Origin of the sequence: Nonomuraea marmarensis, assembly GCF_043197025.1 — a bacterium.
Classification (GTDB): domain Bacteria; phylum Actinomycetota; class Actinomycetes; order Streptosporangiales; family Streptosporangiaceae; genus Nonomuraea; species Nonomuraea marmarensis.
The window spans coordinates 72,233-91,635 of record NZ_JBICRM010000036.1 but is presented as its reverse complement, the minus strand read 5'-3'; the positions used below and the strand labels follow the sequence as shown (position 1 = coordinate 91,635).

18 protein-coding genes and 1 pseudogene are annotated in these 19,403 nt (G+C 71.4%); 5 read left to right on the top strand and 14 right to left on the bottom strand.

Going from position 1 to position 19,403, the window contains the following annotated elements; genetic code table 11:
- Positions 1-32: 32 nt before the first annotated feature.
- Both ACFLIM_RS40460 and ACFLIM_RS40455 read left to right on the top strand, forming a co-directional pair.
- Positions 33-237 (top strand): annotated as a pseudogene (locus tag ACFLIM_RS40460) (helix-turn-helix domain-containing protein); the annotation flags it as partial.
- 201 nt (positions 238-438) lie between these two features.
- On the top strand, positions 439-1,521 hold the full coding sequence (locus tag ACFLIM_RS40455; protein ID WP_393174282.1) for a hypothetical protein: 1,083 nt from the start codon (positions 439-441) through the stop codon (positions 1,519-1,521).
- Here the strand turns inward: ACFLIM_RS40455 and ACFLIM_RS40450 are convergent.
- The 4 genes from ACFLIM_RS40450 to ACFLIM_RS40435 all read right to left on the bottom strand — a co-directional run bounded on the left by ACFLIM_RS40450 (position 1,511) and on the right by ACFLIM_RS40435 (position 4,300).
- Positions 1,511-1,762 (bottom strand): hypothetical protein, encoded by a 252-nt coding sequence (locus ACFLIM_RS40450; protein WP_393174280.1) that lies wholly within the window; start codon positions 1,760-1,762, stop codon positions 1,511-1,513. The genes ACFLIM_RS40455 and ACFLIM_RS40450 overlap by 11 nt on opposite strands.
- Complete coding sequence (locus ACFLIM_RS40445) at positions 1,753-1,920, bottom strand: hypothetical protein (protein WP_393174278.1); 168 nt, start codon at positions 1,918-1,920, stop codon at positions 1,753-1,755. The genes ACFLIM_RS40450 and ACFLIM_RS40445 overlap by 10 nt, the downstream gene beginning before the upstream one ends.
- 80 nt (positions 1,921-2,000) lie before the next feature.
- Positions 2,001-2,972, bottom strand: coding sequence for a phosphotriesterase family protein (locus tag ACFLIM_RS40440; protein WP_393174276.1), 972 nt, complete (start codon positions 2,970-2,972; stop codon positions 2,001-2,003).
- Positions 2,969-4,300, bottom strand: a complete 1,332-nt coding sequence (locus tag ACFLIM_RS40435; RefSeq protein ID WP_393174274.1) for an FAD-dependent oxidoreductase — start codon at positions 4,298-4,300, stop codon at positions 2,969-2,971. The genes ACFLIM_RS40440 and ACFLIM_RS40435 overlap by 4 nt, the downstream gene beginning before the upstream one ends.
- A 94-nt stretch (positions 4,301-4,394) precedes the next feature.
- Between ACFLIM_RS40435 and ACFLIM_RS40430 the strand changes: the two genes are divergently transcribed.
- The gene (locus tag ACFLIM_RS40430; RefSeq protein ID WP_393174272.1) at positions 4,395-5,588 is read left to right on the top strand and encodes a Gfo/Idh/MocA family protein; all 1,194 of its coding nucleotides are present in this window, start codon (positions 4,395-4,397) and stop codon (positions 5,586-5,588) included.
- A gap of 66 nt (positions 5,589-5,654) precedes the next feature.
- On the opposite strand, the gene ACFLIM_RS40425 is transcribed toward ACFLIM_RS40430, so the two are convergent.
- Genes ACFLIM_RS40425 through ACFLIM_RS40395 form a run of 7 tightly spaced genes read right to left on the bottom strand, consistent with a single transcriptional unit; the run spans position 5,655 to position 13,101 of the window.
- Entirely contained in the window at positions 5,655-6,572 is a 918-nt protein-coding gene (locus tag ACFLIM_RS40425; RefSeq protein ID WP_393174270.1) for a sugar phosphate isomerase/epimerase family protein, read from the bottom strand.
- Positions 6,569-7,735 (bottom strand): Gfo/Idh/MocA family protein, encoded by a 1,167-nt coding sequence (locus ACFLIM_RS40420; RefSeq protein WP_393174268.1) that lies wholly within the window; start codon positions 7,733-7,735, stop codon positions 6,569-6,571. The genes ACFLIM_RS40425 and ACFLIM_RS40420 overlap by 4 nt, the downstream gene beginning before the upstream one ends.
- Positions 7,732-8,700 carry an ABC transporter permease gene (locus ACFLIM_RS40415; protein WP_393174266.1) on the bottom strand — a complete coding sequence of 323 codons (969 nt, stop codon included), beginning with the start codon at positions 8,698-8,700 and terminating at the stop codon, positions 7,732-7,734. Before ACFLIM_RS40415 ends, ACFLIM_RS40420 begins: the two co-directional genes overlap by 4 nt.
- Complete coding sequence (locus ACFLIM_RS40410) at positions 8,697-9,683, bottom strand: ABC transporter permease (protein ID WP_393174264.1); 987 nt, start codon at positions 9,681-9,683, stop codon at positions 8,697-8,699. The genes ACFLIM_RS40415 and ACFLIM_RS40410 overlap by 4 nt, the downstream gene beginning before the upstream one ends.
- Positions 9,683-11,167, bottom strand: a complete 1,485-nt coding sequence (locus tag ACFLIM_RS40405) for a sugar ABC transporter ATP-binding protein (RefSeq protein WP_393174262.1) — start codon at positions 11,165-11,167, stop codon at positions 9,683-9,685. The genes ACFLIM_RS40410 and ACFLIM_RS40405 overlap by 1 nt, the downstream gene beginning before the upstream one ends.
- Positions 11,167-12,255, bottom strand: coding sequence for an ABC transporter substrate-binding protein (locus tag ACFLIM_RS40400; protein ID WP_393174260.1), 1,089 nt, complete (start codon positions 12,253-12,255; stop codon positions 11,167-11,169). The genes ACFLIM_RS40405 and ACFLIM_RS40400 overlap by 1 nt, the downstream gene beginning before the upstream one ends.
- A gap of 54 nt (positions 12,256-12,309) precedes the next feature.
- Positions 12,310-13,101 (bottom strand): sugar isomerase domain-containing protein, encoded by a 792-nt coding sequence (locus ACFLIM_RS40395; protein WP_393174258.1) that lies wholly within the window; start codon positions 13,099-13,101, stop codon positions 12,310-12,312.
- Between the two features lie 88 nt (positions 13,102-13,189).
- Here ACFLIM_RS40395 and ACFLIM_RS40390 point away from each other — a divergent pair, with 88 nt between their 5' ends.
- Positions 13,190-13,960, top strand: coding sequence for a GntR family transcriptional regulator (locus ACFLIM_RS40390; protein ID WP_393174256.1), 771 nt, complete (start codon positions 13,190-13,192; stop codon positions 13,958-13,960).
- On the opposite strand, the gene ACFLIM_RS40385 is transcribed toward ACFLIM_RS40390, so the two are convergent.
- Genes ACFLIM_RS40385 through ACFLIM_RS40375 form a run of 3 tightly spaced genes read right to left on the bottom strand, consistent with a single transcriptional unit; the run spans position 13,953 to position 16,388 of the window.
- On the bottom strand, positions 13,953-14,900 hold the full coding sequence (locus ACFLIM_RS40385) for an ROK family protein (RefSeq protein ID WP_393174254.1): 948 nt from the start codon (positions 14,898-14,900) through the stop codon (positions 13,953-13,955). The two genes, ACFLIM_RS40390 and ACFLIM_RS40385, sit on opposite strands and share 8 nt — an antisense overlap.
- The gene (deoC, locus tag ACFLIM_RS40380) at positions 14,897-15,589 is read right to left on the bottom strand and encodes a deoxyribose-phosphate aldolase (protein WP_393174252.1); all 693 of its coding nucleotides are present in this window, start codon (positions 15,587-15,589) and stop codon (positions 14,897-14,899) included. The genes ACFLIM_RS40385 and deoC overlap by 4 nt, the downstream gene beginning before the upstream one ends.
- 22 nt (positions 15,590-15,611) lie before the next feature.
- Positions 15,612-16,388 (bottom strand): SDR family NAD(P)-dependent oxidoreductase, encoded by a 777-nt coding sequence (locus tag ACFLIM_RS40375; RefSeq protein ID WP_393174250.1) that lies wholly within the window; start codon positions 16,386-16,388, stop codon positions 15,612-15,614.
- Between the two features lie 394 nt (positions 16,389-16,782).
- On the opposite strand from ACFLIM_RS40375, the gene ACFLIM_RS40370 reads away from it, so the two are divergent.
- A complete protein-coding gene (locus ACFLIM_RS40370) occupies positions 16,783-19,398 on the top strand; it encodes an ATP-binding protein (protein ID WP_393174308.1) in 2,616 nt (871 codons plus the stop codon).
- Positions 19,399-19,403: the final 5 nt, after the last annotated feature.

Below are 19,403 nucleotides of genomic sequence, written 5' to 3'. Positions count from 1 at the left end.
ATCACGCACGCCAGGAGAAGACCTACAAGGCCATGACCTGGGCGGATGGCATTATCGGCAGGCGCAGTGCCGAACGACGCTCCCGGTGGCGCAAGTTAGACCCGGCCCAGCAAGCTCTGCTGCTCCCGGTCCACCTGCGCAATGGCGGACACCTACGCCCGCCTGGCCGGCGGCTTCGCCATCGGCACCACCACAGCCTGGCGCAACATCCGCGAAGCCATCGATCTCCTGGCCGCCCCTGGCCGAAACCGCGCTCGTGCAGGCGATCCTCGTCCTGCAGCTCGTCGAAGAAGGCCGTTACCCAAGATGAAAGGGCTCAGAGTAGGCAGGGAGATCAGGGAGGGGAAGGAATTGCCCTGCTGAGGCTCCTTTTCGGCGATCATCATGTAGCTTCTGCCCATGACGCGGGGCTTGTCGAGGGCGATCAGGAAATGCCCGGTGTTGGTCCTGGCGTGCTTGGCGGCCTGCGCCTCCACCCCTCGGGCCGAGCGGCCGACTGCGGCGGCCGAGCAGGTCACAGCAAGCCCCGTTCAGAGCCGCTATGGCCCCTTCTCTGGACAGCCGCTCGGTCCCGGTAGCGGGATTCGTCTACTCGTCAGCGGCGACGGTCCGGCCGGCCTGGCCCCGGCAATACTGGATGTCGACACCGGCGCCTCGACGCCCGTCTCGGGCCTGCCGGATCTGGACCCGCGCGTCACCCTCTCGACCTTCGTCCACGGCAGACGCACCGTGATCGAGGTGAGCGGACCGGCGGTCAACCAAGGACGGCTGTACCTGCTCAAGGGCTACGAGGCACGGAAGCTGGCCACGGGCTGGTATGCGTTCCCCGCTTTCGACGACTCGGGCTTCTGGATCACGGACCAGCCGGTCTACGACGGTCCGTGCACGGTGCGGAAGCAGGCCGAGGACGGGAAGATCCTGCGTCGTCCCCGCTGGAGTTACTGCGGTGCGCTGCCGTTCGACGACACGCCGTACGGCCTGCACGCCAGGCACGGGGACGAGTCAATCCTCCTAGCTCATGACAGCCTGCGGAAGACCACCAGATACCCCCGGATTGTCGCGGCGACGTCGCAGGAACTTCTGGTGGAGCGACCGGGCAAGAAGCTCGCCCTGGTGGTCCCCGGCATCGAGAAGGAGCGGCCGACCGGCAGACCGACCGGCGCAGGCGAGGTCAACGACGGCGAGGTCAGCCCCGACGGCAGGTACATCGCTGTCCCGTTCCTCGCCCCCACCTCGGGGCCGCATGAGTATCTCGACGTCTGGGTGCTGGACACGAAGACCCTGGAATGGGCGCACGTGCCGTCGATGCCCGTGCCCGTCGACGTCAAGACCCGCAGGATGCGCTGGATGCCGGACGGGCGGCTGGTGTTCGCAGGCGCATTCGTCACGACTGCGGACGCCTATCCGCAGGAGGGCGGCTACGCCAGCATGATCGCCACCTGGAGGCCCGGCGAGCAGGTGCTGTCCCTCGGGCAACTCCCCGTGGACTGGCAGACCAGCCTGGCGATCATCATCCCGTAGGAAACGGGGCCGGTTCTCCACCGACGGGGGCGGTGCGCCTCCTGGGCTTGGCGGCATTGAGCCGCCCGATCACCGCGCGGGCCTGCCAGCGCAGCACCCGCACGTGATCCAGCCCCAGCAACGCCGCCGAGCGCCGGGTCGACCAGCCGCCTTCGCGGGACGCATGCGCGACCAGCTCCAGCAGACCGGCCTCGACGCTCGCATCGACTCGCGGCGGGACCAGGCCGGCGTTCAGCCCCAAAGCGATTTTCCCTGGTGCAGGTGGAACGCGACGGCCTGCTCGGTCACCGCGGCACGCAGCCGCTCGATCTCCTTACGGGCCAGCTCGATGGCCTCGGGGTTCTTGCCGGGACGGCCGACCGTCGAGGTCCCGGCGAGCGCGTCGAGAAGTATTGACACTCTTCAGGCTGCCGGCTCAGGAGCCGGGATTTTTTGGGCTATGTACCGTGTCGGAGCGGACGGGAACGAATGCGGAGCCGTTAGCGCGTGGATTCTCGCAGGACAAGGGCACGCGCCGGGTTGGTGACCAGGAGCCGCCGCAGGTCCGCCTCGTCCACGCCCCGCTCGCTCAGCAGGTCGCAGAAACCAGTGGCGAGCCAGGCCAGCCCCGGCCCGCCGCCGAGGCTGGACCACAGGTCGCGGCGCGCCCCGTCGGTGCCCAGCACGATCCGGTCGCCGTGGCCGTCCGCCAGCATCCACCCGACCAGCAGCGCGGTGTCCTCAGGCGTGCGCAGGGCCTGGTCGTACTCCAGGTACGCGCCGGTGTCGGCGATCTCCCTGTGGTAGCCGCGGTCGACGACCTTGTCCACGTGGGAGAGCAGGATCGCGTCCGCGGGGACGCCGTGCGCGGTCAGCGCCTCGATCTGGGCGAGTGCGCCGCGGCCCTGCTCGCAGTGCGTGAGCACCGGGGCGCCGGTGCCGAGGTGGGCGAGCGCGGCGGCCTCCAGCACGAGGCGGTCGCGGGCCGTGGGCCGCTCGGCGGTGGCGACCTTGACGATCCCGGCTCGATGCGGCGTGCGGCGCACGGCGGGGCCGGTGTAGTCGAAGGCGTCGATCCCGCCGAGCACGTCGGCGGAGAACAGCTCGGCCAGCTCACCGGCATCGAGCCGGCCGCTCCAGTGCGCCTCGCCGTAGTACCGGACGTGGTGCAGGCCGGTGGCCGCCACCACGTTGACTCCGGTCCTGGCGCTGACGGCGGCGAGCCGTACGGCGTCGCGGCCGGCCGCGCACGGCATCGCATCCACCATCGTGCCGACCCCCGCAGCGGCGCACGGGCCGACCTCGGCGACGGCCGTGTCCACGTCGTCGAGCAGGATGTGCGCGAAGGCTGCGGCGATCAGCGGGCTGTCCAGCACGAGATGCTCGTGGGCGTACACCATGCCGAGCCGGTCGGCCGGGACGTCCCCGAGCACGCATCGCACGACGGGCGCCCGACCCGCCGGGTCGTTCACCGCACCGCCTCCGCGCCCGCCTCCAGGAGCGCGCCGTCGCCGAGTAGGGTGTCGCGGACCCGCGGGTACGGCACCGCACGCACGTCGCCGCCCCCGGGTACGGCGAGCGCGGCGAGCGTGCCCGCGGCCTGGCCCATCGCCATGCACTGGGCCATGGAGCGGATGCTCGCGTGCGCGTCATGGGTGGCGGAGAAGCAGCGGCCGGCGACGAGCGCGTTGACCGCGTCCCTGACGACGAGGGCGCGCAACGGGACGCCCACCGCGGTTCCCTCGGGGAGGTAGACCCAGTTCGTGCCGGTGCCGGAGTGGTGGTCCTCGATGGGCGCCCCGCACAGCGCGACCTGGTCGTCGAACTGGTGGGCTTCGAGCACGTCCTCGCGGGTGACCCGGTAGTCGCCGTACACCCGCCGGGTCTCCCTGACGCCGATCTGGGTGCCGAGCGCGAACAGGGCGGCCTCGCCGTACCCGGGGACGCGGTCGGTGAGGAACCTGGCGTACTCCAGCGCCTGCCGTCGCCCGGCGATCTCCGCCTCTGTGAGGAAGGCGGGGTCGGTGACGTTGGCGCCGTCAACGGCCGAGTCGAGGCGGGTCATCACGGTGGCCACGACACCGGGGATCGGGGTGATGTGATCGCTGCCCTCCCGTCTGGGCAACGCGTAGCCGTCGAGTGCGGCCTCCTCCATCAGCCGGTGCAGGTCTTCCTTCCGGATCGCCCGCCGGGCGGCCGGGTCGACGTTGCCCATGCGGAACGTCGTGGTGAGCGTCTGCGCGGGAGCGAGGTCGCCGGCCTGCTCGTAGCCGAAGCCGGCGAAGTGGCAGACGTCGGCGTCGCCCGAGGCGTCCACGACGGCGGTCGCGCCGACCTGGCGGAGGCCGCCCTTGGTGGCGAGGAGCAGCGCCTCGATCCTGCCGTCGCGGACGAGCACGTCCTGGACGAAGGCGTGCAGCAACACGTCCGCCCCGGCCTCGGTGACCAGTCGCTCCCAGACCACCTTCAGGTGCTCGGCGAGATAGGTGACGCCGGTGCCGGCGCCGTAGGTGTTGGGACGTTCCACGACGGTGCCGAGCCTGCGCAACCCGTCCACGACGTCGTCGGGGATGCCGCCGACCACTTTGACGGCCCGCTCACCGGGTGTGTAGAAGCCGTAGAAGGTGTCCAGCACGGCCGTACTGGTGCCGCCGAGGAACGGCAGCTTCTCCAGCAGCAGGACGCGCGCGCCATGCCGGGCCGCGGCGATCGCCGCGCAGGAGCCCGCGGATCCGGAGCCGACGACCACCACGTCGTACGAGCCGAGGGAGGGCACCTCCCGATCAAGCGAGCCCCACAAACCAGACCTCCTCGCCGCCGAACGTCTTTTCACAGCCAATATGTCTAGACTACATTTTCGAGTTACTTAGACAACATTGGCAGGAAGGATAGCCATGACGCAACCTCATCGCATCACCATGCTGGGCACCGGGCTGATCGCCGACTTTTACACGATGACGCTGCAAGGCCGGCGTGGCCTCGATCGGGTTGCGGTGGCCTACTCCAGGTCCGAGGAGCGTGGCGCCGCCTTCGCCGACCGCTGGGCGATCCCGCACTGGACCACCAGCCTGAAGGAGGCCGTGGAGCATCCGGAGACCGACACCGTCGTCGTCGGGCTCCCCAACGACGCGCACGAGGAGGCGATCTCGCTGGCCGCCGCGGCGGGCAAGGCGGTGCTGTGCACCAAACCGCTGGCCAGGACGGCCGAGGAGGCGCGGCGCATCTTGCGTACGGTGGAGGACGCGGGCGTGTTCGCGGGCTACCTGGAAGACCTCGCCTACACGCCCAAGACGCTGAAGGCCGTGGAGTCGGTGAAGGCGGGAGCGGTCGGCGACGTGCTGTGGGTGCGCTCGCGGGAGACGCACCCGGGCCCGCACAGCGCGTGGTTCTGGGACTCCGGCAAGGCGGGTGGCGGCGCGATCGTCGACCTCGGCTGCCACTGCATCGAGATCATCCGGAGCTTCGCGGGCAAGGGCAACCGTCCCGTCGAGGTCATGTGCTGGAAGGACACCCTGGTCCACCCGATCGAGGCGGAGGACAACGCGATCGCTTGGATCAAGTTCGAGAGCGGGGCGATCGGCCAGTTCGAGGTGTCGTGGACCTTCCGCGGCGGTATGGACCTGCGCGACGAGGTGGCCGGCACCGAGGGGACGATCTGGCTGAACCACTTCCTGCGCACCGGTTTCGAGATGTTCACCGCCGGCGGTGAGAAGGGGTATGTCGCGGAGAAGGCGGAATCGTCGCACGGGTGGCTGTTCCCGGTGGGCGACGAGGTGGCCGAGCTGGGCTACGTCGACATGTTCGCCGACATGTTCGACGCGATGGACGAGGGCCACCGGCCCGCCGAGACCTTCTACGACGGCTACGTCGTCAACGCCGTCATGGACGCCTGCTACCGCTCGGCGGAGTCGCGCGCCTGGGAGCCGGTCGACCTGGAGTGGCGAGGCGGCCAGACGGCCCGCATCGGCAGGGAGCGGCGGGAGTACGACGGCCTGACCGTCATCAAGGACGAGCTGCTGCCGGACGGGCGGCGCAAGCTCATCCTCAAGGACGAGGCCTCGGGCCGGTTCGAGGACCGCGTGGTGTGACGACACTCGGCCCCCATCAGGACCGGGCCACCGCCGGCGACCGGGGCCGCCGGCGTTGGTACGGGCTCAGACCACCAGGGGGGCCAGCGTGTTGCGTGCGATCAGGAAGCCGCGCTTGACCAGCTCGTCGCTGCCCTCGAAATCCCGGTCCTCGTGCTCGACGCACATGACGTGGTCGTAGTCGGCCCGGTAGAGGGCGGCCACGAAGCGGTCCCACGGCACTTCTCCCAGGCCGGGGAGCCGGGGGATCTGCCAGCCCATGCCGGCCGACATGATGCCGCGCTCGTACAGGCCCTCGCGGTCGATCTCGAGGTCCTTGCCGTGCACGTGGTAGATGCGCGGGCCGAACTCGCGCACCACCCGCTCGATGTCGATCATCTGCCAGACGAGGTGGGAGGGGTCGAGGTTGAGCCCCAGCGTGTCACCGGGGATCGCGTCGAACATGTCCCGCCAGATCCGCGGCGCGTAGGCCAGGTTGTGGCCGCTCGGCCACTCGTCATGGCTGAAGATCATCGGGCAGTTCTCGATGGCGATGCGGATCCCGTGGTCCGCCGCGTAGGCCACGAGTTCGGGCCAGACCTCGCGGAACGCGGCGAAGTTCTGCTCCACGGTCCTGGTCTGGTCGGCGCCGATGAAGGTGTTGACGACCGGCACGCTCATCAGCGAGGCGGCGCGGATGAGCGCGCGCAGGTGGTCGTGAACGTGGGCGCGGTGCTCGGGATCGGGGTGCAGGGGGTTGGGGTAGTAGCCGAGCCCGGAGATCTCCACGCCCCGGCTCCGCAGGTCGTCGACGATGTCCTTGGCCTGCGAGTCGCCGAGCCCGGCGACGTCGATGTGCGAGACGCCGGCGTACCTGCGGGCCGCCCCCTCCTGCCGCGGCCAGCAGGCCACCTCCAGCATGCCGAAGCCGTTGGCGGCCGCCCAGTCGGCGACCTCGGTGAGCGGGCTCTCGGGGAACGCCGCGGTGAGCAGGCCGAGCCTCATTCTTTTCTCCTCTCGACGGATACCCAGCGGCCTTCCGCCGCGCTGCGCCGGATGGCCTCTTCTACGAACAGGCCCTCAAGCCCGTCCGCGAAGGTGGGGTAGGCGGGTCCGGCCGAAGGGCCGCCGGCGGCCACGTCCGCGTAGACCCGTTCGAACAGGCCGAGGAAGGTCTCCGCGAAGCCCTCCGCGTGCCCGCCGGGATAGTGTGCGACGCGTCCGGCGTCGGGCCCCAGCAGGGCGGGGTCGCGCCAGAGCTGCTCGTTGGGCCGGTCGCGGTGGCCGAGCCAGAGCTGCTCGGCGGCCTCTGAAGACCAGGCGAGCGACGCGTCCGTCCCGTCGACCTCCATGTTCACGGTGTTCTTCCGGCCCGCCGACACCTGGGAGACGGTGAGTACGCCGCGGGCGTCCCCGCCGTACCGCAGCAGCAGCCCGGCCGCGTCGTCGCTGGCCATCTCCACGACCTCTCGCTCGCCGGCGTGTTCGGGGGAGTGCGCGGCGGCGAAGGTCTCCACCGGACCGGTGGGACGACGCCGGTGCCGTACGAAGGTGTGCAGGTCCGCCAGGACCTCGGTCACCTCGAGTCCGGTGACGAAGCGGGCCAGGTCGAGCCAGTGGGAGCCGATGTCGGCCACCGCCCGCAGCGATCCGGCCTGGGCGGGGTCGAGCCGCCAGTTCCAGTCGGTGTCGCGGAGCAGCCAGTCCTGCAAATAGTGCCCGCTGACCAGGCGCGGCGGGCCGACCGCGCCCGCGCGGACCCTGGCGGCCGCCTCGTGCAGGACGGGATAGAACCGGATGTTGAAGCAGACCGCGTGGATGACGCCCGCCGCCCCGGCGGCGTGGAGCATGCGCAGCCCGTCTGCCGCGTCCATGGCGAGCGGCTTCTCGCAGACGACGTGCCTGCCCGCCTCGATCGCCGCCAGTGACTGCTCGGCGTGCAGGTGGTTCGGGCTCGTGACGTGGACGACCTGGACGGCGGGGTCGGCCAGCAGTTCCGCCAGGTCGCCGTAGACCCGGTCGACCCCCATCCGGCGCGCCTTCTCGCGCGCCCGCCCGGGGCTGGAACCGAGCACCCCGACCACCTCGACGCCCGCCCGGCGCAGCGCGTCGACGTGCAGCTCCCCGATGAAGCCCACGCCGATCACGGCCGCTCCCCGGCGCGTCACGTCTGCCCCGTACGCGCGCGGGAGGTGCGGACGTAGACCCAGGCCAGGACGAGCACGATCGCTCCGTAGAGCATCTGCTTCACCGACTCGTCGACGTTGAGGACGTTGAGCATCGTGTCCAGGATGCTGAGGATCAGGGCGCCGAGGATGGTGCCGGCGTAGCCGCCGGAGCCGCCGAGGATCGAGGTGCCGCCGATCACCGCCGCGGCGACGGAGGGCAGGAGGTAGGAACCGGCGAGCTGCAGGTCCACCGACCCGCCGCGGCCGCCGATGAGGATGCCGGCCACGGCGGCGAGCATGGCGCACGCGACGTAGACCGTGACCTCGACCGAGGCGACCCGCACACCGGCGAGCCTGGCCGCCCTGCGGTTGCCGCCGATGGCGTAGATCAGCCGCCCCAGGCCGGTACGGCGCAGCCCGAGGATCAGCAGCCCGCCCAGCAGCACCCAGACCAGCAGGTTCCATGGGATGGGCCCGATGATGGTGCCGCCGCCCAGCTCCTTGACGAACTCGGGCATGCGGGTGGCGCCTTTGAGAAAGGTCTGGCTGCCCACGGTGAGCACGCCGGTGAGGATGGCCGACATGCCCAAGGTCATGATCAGCGCGTTGATCCGGAACACCGCGATGGCCACCCCGTTGACCAGGCCGATCACCAGGCCGACCGCGAGCCCCTCAAGGATGGCCAGCGCGGTGCCGTCGGCGGCCCGGACACCGGTGACATACGCCGCCGCGGTCGCCGTCATGGCCACCGACAGGTCGATGCCCCCGGTGAGCATGCACAGGGTCTGGCCGCCGGCGATCAGCGCCAGCGGCACCGCCACCAGCAACGTGTTGCGGAGCTGCCCGACGCTCAGGAATCCCTGGTCGATCAGGCCGTTGGCCAGGACGAGCGCGGCCAGCACACCGGCCAGCACCAGCAGCGAGCGGTCCACCTTGGGCCAGGCGCGCGCCTGGGCGGTGGTCATGTCCCTTTCCTCTCTCTCCTGAGCAGCCCGCCGAGGAGCACGACGAGCACGATGACGACGCCCTTGACGGCCTCGCCGTAGGCGGGGTCCACGCCGCGGGCCAGCATGATCGCGGGGATCAGGTAGAGCGACCACACGGCCGTCACCGGGCCGAGCAGGCCGCCGACGCCGCCGGTGAGCGCGATGCCGCCGAGCACGATCGCCGCCACCGAGGTGAGCGTGGCGGTCATGCCGGCCGTGGCCCGCGGGTCGCCCCCGGCCGTGAACGCGGTCGCGGCCAGACCGCCGAGCGCGCACAGCAGCCCGCCGATCGCGTACGCCGTGATCCGCGTGCGCGCCGCGGGCACCCCCGCCAGGAACGCCGCCTCCCGGTTGCTGCCGAACGCGTAGACGCCGAGCCCGGCTCTGGTACGGCGGAGGACGTACCAGACGATCAACCCCGGCACCGCCAGACCGACCAGCGGGGGCCAGAACTCCGTGCCGCTGCCGAGCACCAGCGCCTGGAACTCCAGCGCGGTGCCGCCACCCGGGGTGGGCATGACGAGCAGCGCCAGCCCCGACCAGACGAAGCTCGTGGCCAGGGTCACGATGATGTCGGGCACCCCCGACTTGGCGATCACCAGGCCGGTGAGCGCGCCGAGCAGACCCCCGGCGGCCGTGGCGACGGCGGCGATCAGCAGGCAGGTGCCGAACGGCTGGCCCTCCATCAGGCGTGCGGACAGGCAGTTGAACAGCACCATCTGCGCGCCCACCGACAGGTCGATGCCGCCGCCGATCACGATGACGCCCTGCGCCAGGGTCAGATAGCCCAGGGCGAGCGTCGAGGTGAGCATGGTCTGGATCTCGAACGAGTCGAAACCGCCGCTCTGCGCCTTGACCGCCACCAGGAGCAGGAACGCGAGCAGGGCGGCTCCCGTCCAGGCCTGCCTGCGCGCCGTACGCGCCAGCGGTCCGGCGGTCGCCGCCGCCGTGGTGGCCTGCATCAGCCCGCCTCCTCGGTGTGGGCCAGCCCGTGGGCCGCGTTGAGCAACGTCGCCTCGTCGGCGTCGGCGGCCGGCATCTCGCCGGTCACCCGCCCGCCGTACAGCACCAGCGTCCGGTCGCACACCAGCGGCACCTCCCGTAGCTCGCTGGTGAACATCAGCACGCCTCGGCCGTCCCCGGCGATGCTGCGCAGCAGGGCGTAGATCTGGTGCTTGGTGCCGACGTCGATGCCCCGGGTGAGGTCGAAGCAGAGCAGCACGTCGAATCCGGCGACCACCCAGCGGCCGATGGTGACCTTCTGCTGGTTGCCGCCGGACAGCCGCCTGACCTCTTCCTGCGCCCGGGTGTCGATCTCCAGCCGCTCGATGGCCGCGTCCACCTTGCGGCGCTCGTCGTCCAGCGGGATCGGCCCCCAGCGCCGCGCGTGCAGGGGGAGGGCGAGGTTCTCCCGGATCGAGCGCTGCGGCAGCAGGGCCTCCTGCCGATCCGACGGCACCAGGACCACGCCGTGCCGTACGGCTTCGCGGGGGTGGCGGCCGGTCAGCCGGTGCCCGCGGACGGCCACCTCGCCCGCGGCCGCGCGCCGGTCACCGGCGAGCAACTCGAACAGTTCCTCCTGGCCCTGCCCTTCCAGGGCGACGACCCCGAGCACCTCTCCGGCGCGCAGGGTGAAGGAGACGTCCTTGAGCCGGCCGCCGTCGCCGAGGCCGGTGACCTCCAGCAGCGTCTCGCCCGCGGGCTGTGCGGCCGCGGACCCGGCGGCGGCCGGGACGGCTTCGACGGCCTTGTCGCCGAGCATGGCGGCCACGATGCGTTCCTCACCACCTTCGGCCACGACGTGCGTGTCGACGTCGTTTCCGTCGCGCAGTACGGTGGCCCGGTCGCAGATGTCCTGCACCTCCAGCAGGCGGTGCGTGATGAACAGGACCGAGCCGCCGGCCTCACGGGTCCGGCGCATCACGGCGAACACCCGCTCGGCGTAGTCGCTCGGGAGCGCGGCGGTGATCTCGTCGAGGACCAGCAGCGTGGGCCGGTGGGCGAGCGCCCGGGCCAGGTCGAGCATGCGCAGCAGCGGCAACGGCAGTTCCCCTGCGAGCGCCCCGAAGTCGGGCGGCGCCAGGTCCATCTCTCTCAGCCGGTCACGTACGGCGGCGGCGCTGGTCCCGGTCAGGCGCAGGTTCTCGGCGACGGTCAGGTCCGGGAGCAGCGCCGGGTCCTGAAAGACCGGTGTCACGCCATGGCTCCGCGCGTCGGCCGGCGACCTGAAGGCCACCGTACAGCCGGCCACCTCGATCTGGCCCGAGTCGGGGGCGAGCACGCCGGTGAGGACCTTCACCAGCGTGCTCTTTCCCGCACCGTTCGCGCCCAGCAGGGCGTGGATCTCACCCGGCCGTACGGCGAGGTCCACCGAACGCAGCGCCACGACCGGGCCGTACCGTTTGGCGATGGCCCGGGTACGCAGCGCGTCGTGCGTGTCGGCCATCACTCACCGGGGCCCTTGCAGGCGAACAACTGCTCGGGGGTGTAGTGGGTGTGCGGCTCGACGGTGACGCGGGCGCTGAAGGTGGCCTCCCTGTCCGGGAAGTAGTTGGCCGCCAGCTTGTCCTTCGCGGACTCCACGTCCCAGACCTCGGGGGCGAGGAAGGTCTCGCGCGGGACCTGCGCGCCGGAAAGGGCCTGGAGGGCGATCGAGGTGCCCACGCCGCCGATGGCGGCCGGGTTGGTCACCGCGGCGCCGACGAAGCCCTTGCCGTGCAGGCTGCTGATCTGGTTGATGAACTCGTTGTTGTCGGCGCCGACCACCGGGGCGTACGGCTTTTTGAGCGTCTCGAACGCCTTGACCACGGTGTAGTCGATGCCCGAGGTCCAGATCCCGTCGACCTTGTCCGAGGAGTTCAGCAGGTCGAGCGCCTGCTGGCCGCCCTTGGAGTAGTCCCAGCCGGTGTAGACCTCCTTGACCACCTTGACTTCGGGGTACTTCGCCAGCGCCTCGGTGAAGCCCTTGTGCCGGTCGTTGTCGGCGGGGGCGCCGGCGATGCCACGCATCTCGACGACGTTGCCCTTGCCGCCGATCGCCTTGGCGAGCCATTCGCCGCCGAGGCGGCCGTAGGCGACCTGGTCGTTGGCGACGACCAGCGCCTCGGGGGCCGAGACGGCCTGGTCGACCGCGACCACGATGACGCCCCTGGCCTTGGCCTGCTTGATCACCGGATCGAGCTTGGCAGGGTCGGAGGGGTTGACGATGATCGCGTTCACGCCCTGGGAGATGAGCTGCCGCAGATCGGCGATCTGCTCGGTGGGGCCGCCGTTCCGGTTCGCCACGACAACCTTGCTGACTTTACCGCTGGCCAGTGCCTCGGCCTTGACCGAACAGATCATCTCCTCTCGCCAGCCGTTGCCGACCAGTGTGTTGCTCACCCCGATGACATAAGAATCCTTCTGCTGCCCCGGGGCGTCGCTCGCGGCGGCTCCGGTGGCGGTGGTGTTCCCGCCGCCACCGCACGCGGTGAGCGACACCAGCAACGTGATGCCGCCGGCGAGGGCGCCGGCGCGGGTCATCCTCGGCTTCATCCGACCCACTTTCCCTTTCCTTCCGCGCCCGCCTGCGTCGGCGGGCGCGTTCTGTCACACCGGGTGCCCAGCCAGCGCCTGGGCGGCGCGTCGTCCGTGCTCGAGGTAGGCGGCCTCGAACAGTTCCCTCGATCGCTCAGGCCCGACGACGGCGGCCGAGGTGATGACCGGCATGGTGATCCCGCGCTCCAGGAGGAGCTGTGCGGTCTGTACTTTGATCTCGTTGACCACGGTCACGGCGGCGAGCGTGGAGCCCGGACCGACCGGGGTGTCCATCCCGTCCAGCGTCACCAGAGCGTCGCCGACCGGAACGTGGAGGTCGATGACGAGGTCGGCGTGGTCGAGCAGGCGGTCGCCGCTCGGGTGGCCGGAGGTGGAGGCGCGGGAGTTCTCCACCCCGGTCACGGCGATCACCTTCAGCCCGCGGGCGCGGGCGCCCATCGCCATCTCGACGGGGACGGCGGTCACGCCGCTGTTGCTGAAGACGATCATCAGGTCGTCGGCGTCAAGGTCGAAGTTGGCCAGGATCGCCTCGGCCAGACCTGGGACGCGTTCAATGAACATCGCCTGGCGCTGGCCGTTGGCACCGACGATCTGCGTGTGGTTCGTCATGGACAATTCGACGATCGGGTGGAAACCGGGGTAGGAGCCGTACCTCGGGAACATCTCCTCCACCGCCATGCGCGAATGCCCCGTGCCGAAGAGGTGGACCAGCCGGCCTGCGGCAATGGTCTCAGCGCACCATTGAGACACCAGCGAGATGTTCTCGCCCTCATGGTGCATCAGCCGTTCCAGCAATGCCTGAGCCTCATGGGCCCAGGCTCCGGCCACCTTTCCCGTCGGCATTCAAAGCTCCATACATATATAAAAAGTTGTCTAGATATTTCGTGTGGCCGGTACTCTATGCTTGGAGACCAGGGAGGTCAAGAGAGCTGTGAGCAACCGTCAGCCCCGAGACGAGTCCCGTGAGGCCCGCTACCAGGAGATCGAGCGCTGGCTGCGCGATCTCGTACTGCGCGGGTCGGCGGGTGACGCGCTGCCGTCGGAGTCCGACCTCGCCCAGCGCTTCGGGGTGAGCCGGATGACGGCGCGTCAGGCGATGCAGAATCTCGCCCAGGAAGGCCTGGTCAACCGGCGCCGGGGGTCGGGCAGCTATATCGCCCAGCTGCCGCTGCACCGCCGCGAGGGCATGCTGATGAGTTTCACCGACGACATGCGGCGCCGGGGCATGGTGGCGTCCTCGCGGCTGCTCGACGCGACACTGCGGCCGGCCACGGCCGGCGACCTGGAGGCGCTGCGACTGCCCGAGGGCTCGCGGGTCGTCGCGATCTCCCGGATCCGGCTCGCCGACGAGGTGCCGATCGCCGTCGAGCGCGCGGCGCTGCCCGCCGAATGCGCGGGCGTGCTCGCCGATGACCTGGAGAGCGGCTCCCTGCACGTGAGCCTGCACCAGCGCGGGTGGACCCCCGCGCTCGCCAGGAGCTGGATCGGCGCCCGCGTGGTCACCCCTGCCGAGGCGCGGATGCTCGACATGGCGGCGCGCGGCGCGCTGCTCATCGAACGGCGCATCATCTACGACCAGGACAACCAGCCCTTCGAGCACACCGAGACCGCCTACGTCGCCGAGCGCTACGTCATCGACGCGACGTTCGCCGCCACCGCACCGGGTGCCATGACGACAGCCGCCGCGCCCGCTCCTAACTGATCCGCCCGTTCTCGCCCTGCTTTCCGACCGGCCCGTTCTCGTCCCGCTCCAGCACCGCGAGGGCCGCGCCGAGCGCGCCCGCGTAAGTGCCGAGGACCGCCGGGAGCACGCGCACGTCCTCCGGCCTGCCGAGCGTGATCCGGCCGCGCACCTCGCGCTCCAGCGGGCCGAAGAGCGCGTCGCCCGCCGCCGCGACGCCCCCGCCGATCACTAAGGCGTCGGGCGCGAGCAGGGTGTACGCGTTGACCAGCGCGACGGCCAGCCAGCGGATCACGTGGTCCACGGTCCGCACCGCACGCTCGTCGCCGGCGCGCGCCGCCTCGTACACCTCCTCGACGCTCGATCGGCCCGACATGCGGAGCACCGCGGCGGAGCTCACCAGCGCCTCGGCGCAGCCGCGGTTCCCGCAGCCGCAGAGCGGCCCGTCCACTTGGAGCGTCTGGTGCCCGATCTCGCCGGCGTCCCCCGTCCCCATGTGCAGCCGCCCGCCGATGACGACGCCGCCGCCCATGCCAGTGCCGAGCGTCACGCACACCACCGTGTTCAGGCCGCGGGCGGCGCCGAGGCGCGACTCGGCCAGCGCGAAGGCCCTGGCGTCGTTGATCAGCACCACCGGCCGCCCTGCCGCCGTCTCCACGGGCCGGCGCAACTGCTTGCCAGACCACTCGCCGGGAATGTTCGGGATCAGCCGTGCGCATCCCGAGGCCGGGTCGAACCATCCGGGGATGCCCAGCCCGACCGCCGCCGCGCCGTACTCGCCGGTCACGGCGCGGGCCAGGGCCGCCACCCGGTCCACCACCGCGTCCGCGCCCTCATGGCCGTGGGTGAGGTGCGAGCGGCGCGACAGCACCCGGATCTCGCCGTCGGCGTCACGCTCGACCACGACGGTCTTGATGTTCGTGCCGCCCAGGTCGAGACCCGCGTAGCGGACGGCGGTCACGACCTGGCCCGCTCGCGGAAGTCGTCGAGGATGGCCGCCGTGGCGGTGGCCCCGCAGCGCGCGGCGCCCGCGTCCATGACGTCGAGCAGCGCGTCCAGCGTGCGCACCCCGTGCGCGGCCTTCACCTTCACCGCGGGCGACACCGACGCGGCCATCAGCCGCAGGTCCGGCAGGGTAGAGCCCGAGGGGGCGAACCCGGTGGAGGTCTTGACGTAGTGCCCGCCGGCCGCCTCCACGGCCTTGCAGGCGGCGACCTTCTGGTCGTCGGTGAGGTAGGCGTTCTCCAGGATGACCTTGACGATCCCGCCTTCCGCCGCCTCGACCACGGCGGCCACGTCCTCCTGCACCCGGGCAAGCTCGCCGGACCGCAGCCAGCCGATGTTGAGCACCATGTCGAACTCGGTCGCGCCGTCCGCGCGGGCCTGCCGCGTCTCGAACGCCTTGACCGCCGTGGCGGTGGCGCCGTGCGGGAAGCCGATCACCGTGCCGACCGCCACGCCGCCGCCCGCCAGCAGGCCGGTCACGAAGGGCACGTCGGCCGGGCGGCAGCACACCGACGCGACGCCGTACGCCGCCGCGACCCGGCACCCCTCCTCCACCTCGGCGAGCGTCAGCTCGGGGCGAAGGAGTGAATGATCGATCGTCTCGGCCACCTGCTCGTAGGTGTAGCCGCGAACCGTTGCCGTCACAAGATCTCCTTTTTCTCGGTACTCACGCCTCGGACACCGACCACCCGCCGTCCACGGCGACCGTCTGGCCGGTCACGCCTTCGGCCAGCCCGATCGCGCATACGGCCGCGGCCACCGCACCGGGCTCGATCATCCCGGCCGCCAGCGGCTGCTTGCGGCGGGCGTATTCCTGGATCACCGGGTCGTCCGCGGCCCGCCGCGCCATCGGCGTACGGACCAGACCGGGCGCGACCGCGTTCACGCGTACGCCGTCGGGGGCGTACGTCGACGCCAGCGTGGTGGCCAGCCCGCCGATCGCCGCCTTCGCCGCGGCGTAGGCGTGGGTGCCGAACAGATCGGGCGAAGGGCGGGTGGCGAGTACGCTACCGACGAGCACCAGCGACCCCCCGGTACGGCGCAACCGCCTGACCGCCTCGCGCGCGGTCAGGAACGCCGTGGTCAGGTTGAGCCGCAGCGTCTCCTCCCAGGCGTGCAGGGTGACCTCGTGGAGCGGCCCGTCACCGAACCGGCGACCGCTTCCGCCGGCCACCGCCACCACTAGATCCAGGCCGCCGAGTGCCTGGTCGGCGGCCGTGAACGCGGCGACGGCGGCGTCTTCCGCACGCAGGTCCGCGGCGTGGAATCCGGCCGACCGCTCGCCGAGCCGGCCGGTCAGCGACCGGCACTCGCCCGGGTCCAGCGAGACGACGAACACCCGATGGCCGAGGTCGGCCAGCCGGAGTGAGACGGCCGCGCCGATGCCGGTCGCGCCTGTCACCAGGCATCGCAGGGCGAGGGACGGGTCGTGTTGAGCTGACATCAGCAGAAGACTAGGGCACTCTTTACAACTCCGTCTACATCTCCCTAGATATGTCTATACAGCTAGTTTGGTGACCGATGAGAGTGCGCGTGTGCCAGGCCTGCAAACCTGTGCAAGCCGTATGGGGTGTCGTCAATCCGGTGAACCTATGTGGTCCCGCCGCACTACAGAGGTTGAAAGGTCGGGGTTTCACGGCGGCTCCGGCGTCATCCGTGACCGCGACGCGAAGAGCCCATGACGTCACCCGGACGGCTCGACAGATCCGGCAACGCCGGTCCCGATGAAACGACTACAGCCATCGTTGTATCTGCTGTTCCAGGTCATGCGAATCCTCCAGATACGCGGATCAGCGCTCTGCCGCTGTGCGGCCTGCGGGGCGTAACGTCGCGTTGTGATGGATCTGCTTGAGCGCTCGTCGCTGCTGGATGAGTTGAGCGGCGTGCTGGCCGCGACGGCGGCGGTCGGCCACGTCGTCTTGGTCGCGGGTGAGGCGGGCATCGGCAAGTCGGCGCTGGTCAGGCGGTTCACCGAGCGGCATTCGGGGGAGGCGCGTTTCCTGTTCGGGGCGTGCGATCCACTGCTCACGCCCCGGGCGCTCGGCCCGTTGCACGACCTCGGGCGCGAGGTGGGCGGCCGGCTGGCGGCTTTGCTGGCCAACGGGAGCCCGCGCGAGCACCTGTTCGCCGCGCTCCTTGACGAGCTGGACCAGCGGTCGCGGCGGCAGGTGGTCGTGGTCGAGGACGCCCACTGGGCTGACGAGGCGACCCTGGACCTGCTGGCGTTTCTGGGGCGACGGATGGAACGCATCCGGGCGCTGCTGATCGTCACCTATCGCGACGACGAGCTGGCGGTCGACCATCCGCTGCGTGCCGTTGTCGGCCGGTTGCCGCCGGATACGGTACGGCGCTTGCAATTGGAGCCGCTGTCCGAGGCGGCGGTGGCGGAGCTGGCCCGGCGGGCCGGCCGCCCCGCCATCGGGCTGCACGTTCTCACCGGCGGAAACCCGCTGCTGGTCACCGAGGTGCTGGCCGCTGGCGATGCCGGGGTGCCGCTGACCGTCCGCGATCTGGTGTTGGCGCGCGTCGCCGGCCTGCCGGCCGGCGCGCAGGAGATGGTCCGGCTGGTCGCGGTGGTACCGACTCGCGCCGAGCTGTGGCTGCTGGAGGAGGCGATGGGGCCGTGGCCGGCAGCGGTCGACGCCGGTGTGGCGGCCGGGCTGCTGATCGCGGGCTTTGACGCGATCGGGTTCCGTCACGAACTGCTGCGGCGGGCGGTGGAGAGCTCGCTGTCGGCCCTCGGCCGCCGGGAGCTGAACCGCCGGGTGCTGAAGGTGCTCACGAGCGCCCCCGAGCGGGGAGTCGACGTCGCCCGGCTGGTGCATCACGCGCACGAGGCCGGCGACATCGGGGCCGTCCTTCGGTACGCGCCAGAGGCGGCTCGGCAGGCGGCGGCCGTGGCGGCCCACCGGGAGGCCGTCGGGCACTACCGGGCGGTGCTGGCGCACGCCGAGCGGCTGCCCGTGGCGGTCCACGCGGAACTGCTGGAGGGGTACTCGGTGGAGTGCTACCTGTCAGGGTTCTCCGCCGAGGCGGTCTCGGCTCGCCAGGCCGCCGTGGGTCTTCGGGAGGCCGCCGGCGAGCGGGAGCGGGTCGGTGCGGGCCTGCGCTGGCTGTCCCGCATGCATTGGTGGGACGGGAACCGGCACGGGGCGGAGGCGGCCGCCGCCCGCGCCATCGCCGTGCTGGAAACCCTGGAGCACGGCCACGAGTTGGCGATGGCCTACAGCAACCAGGCGCAACTGGACATGCTGGCCAACCGGACGACGGCGGCGACAGGCTGGGCCGAGCGGGCGATCGAGATGGCCCAGCGGCTGGGCGACCGGGAGACGCTCAGCCACGCCCTGACCAACATCGGTTCGGCCCGGATCCTCGATTGCGACCCGGTCGGCCGGGCGGACCTGGAGCGGGGGTTCGAGGTGGCGGTCGCTGCCGGGCTGGAGGACGACGCCGCCCGCGCCCTCTGCAATCTGGGGACGCTCAGCGCAGAGATGCGGGATTATCGTCACGCCCGCCAGGACCTGGACCGAGGGCTCGCCTTCGTCCAGGCGCACGAGCTGGCCGGATACGTCCAGCACCTGCTGGGGCACCGCGCTCGCGTCCGGTTGGACCAGGGGGATTGGCTCGGTGCCGAGCAGGACGCGTGGGCGGCGCTGGCCGAGCGGGTGGCGGGCGGCGCCCGGATGGTGGACGGTCTGGTGCCGCTGGGCCTGCTGCAGGCCCGCCGTGCCGACCCCGCTGCGGCTGCGACCCTGCAGGAGGCGACCGAACGGGCTTTCGCCACTGTCGAGTTGCAATGGACCGCGCCGGTGGCCGCGGCCCGAGCCGAGCACGCCTGGCTGCAGGGCGACGACCACCGGATCGCCGAGGAGGCCACCGGTGTGTTCGAGCGAGCCGTACAGGCGGCTCACCCGTGGTTCACTGGAGAACTGGCGTTCTGGCTGTGGCTGGCGGGCGCCCTGCCACAGACCCCGGCGGTGGTTGCCGAGCCCTACCGGCTGCTGCTGGCCGGCGAGTGGCGCGCGTCCGCCGACGCGTGGCAGGAACTCGGGTGCCCGTACCAGCGGGCCTTGGCGTTGGCCTGCGGCGACCGGGACGAGGCGCTGTTGGAGGCGCTGGCGCTGCTGGATGGCCTGGGGGCCAGGCAGGCGTCGCTGCGGTTACGCCGCGATCTTCGGCGCCGCGGCCACCAGCGCATCCCCCGCGGGCCGATCCGGGCCACCGCAGCCAACCCGGCCGGCCTCACCGCCCGGCAGGTCGAGGTGCTCGGGCTGCTGGCCGAGGGGTTGACCGACGCCGGGATCGCCGCCCGGCTGTCGCTGTCAACCAAGACCGTCGGTCACCACGTCTCGGCGCTGCTGGCCAAGCTTGGCGCCGCGTCGCGGCACGAGGCCGTCGCGGCCGCCCGCCGGCTCGGGGTCGTCCCGGCCAAAGGTAGGGAGCCGGACGGCTAGAGGTA

Bases quoted from the DNA above. Each gene is read 5' to 3' on its own strand.
- ACFLIM_RS40430 (WP_393174272.1), top strand. From the start codon at position 4,395: ATGACGCAACCTCATCGCATCACCATGCTGGGCACCGGGCTGATCGCC.
- ACFLIM_RS40425 (WP_393174270.1), bottom strand. From the start codon at position 6,572: ATGAGGCTCGGCCTGCTCACCGCGGCGTTCCCCGAGAGCCCGCTCACC.
- ACFLIM_RS40415 (WP_393174266.1), bottom strand. From the start codon at position 8,700: ATGACCACCGCCCAGGCGCGCGCCTGGCCCAAGGTGGACCGCTCGCTG.
- ACFLIM_RS40410 (WP_393174264.1), bottom strand. From the start codon at position 9,683: ATGCAGGCCACCACGGCGGCGGCGACCGCCGGACCGCTGGCGCGTACG.
- ACFLIM_RS40405 (WP_393174262.1), bottom strand. From the start codon at position 11,167: ATGGCCGACACGCACGACGCGCTGCGTACCCGGGCCATCGCCAAACGG.
- ACFLIM_RS40400 (WP_393174260.1), bottom strand. From the start codon at position 12,255: ATGAAGCCGAGGATGACCCGCGCCGGCGCCCTCGCCGGCGGCATCACG.
- ACFLIM_RS40395 (WP_393174258.1), bottom strand. From the start codon at position 13,101: ATGCCGACGGGAAAGGTGGCCGGAGCCTGGGCCCATGAGGCTCAGGCA.
- ACFLIM_RS40375 (WP_393174250.1), bottom strand. From the start codon at position 16,388: ATGTCAGCTCAACACGACCCGTCCCTCGCCCTGCGATGCCTGGTGACA.
- ACFLIM_RS40370 (WP_393174308.1), top strand. From the start codon at position 16,783: ATGGATCTGCTTGAGCGCTCGTCGCTGCTGGATGAGTTGAGCGGCGTG.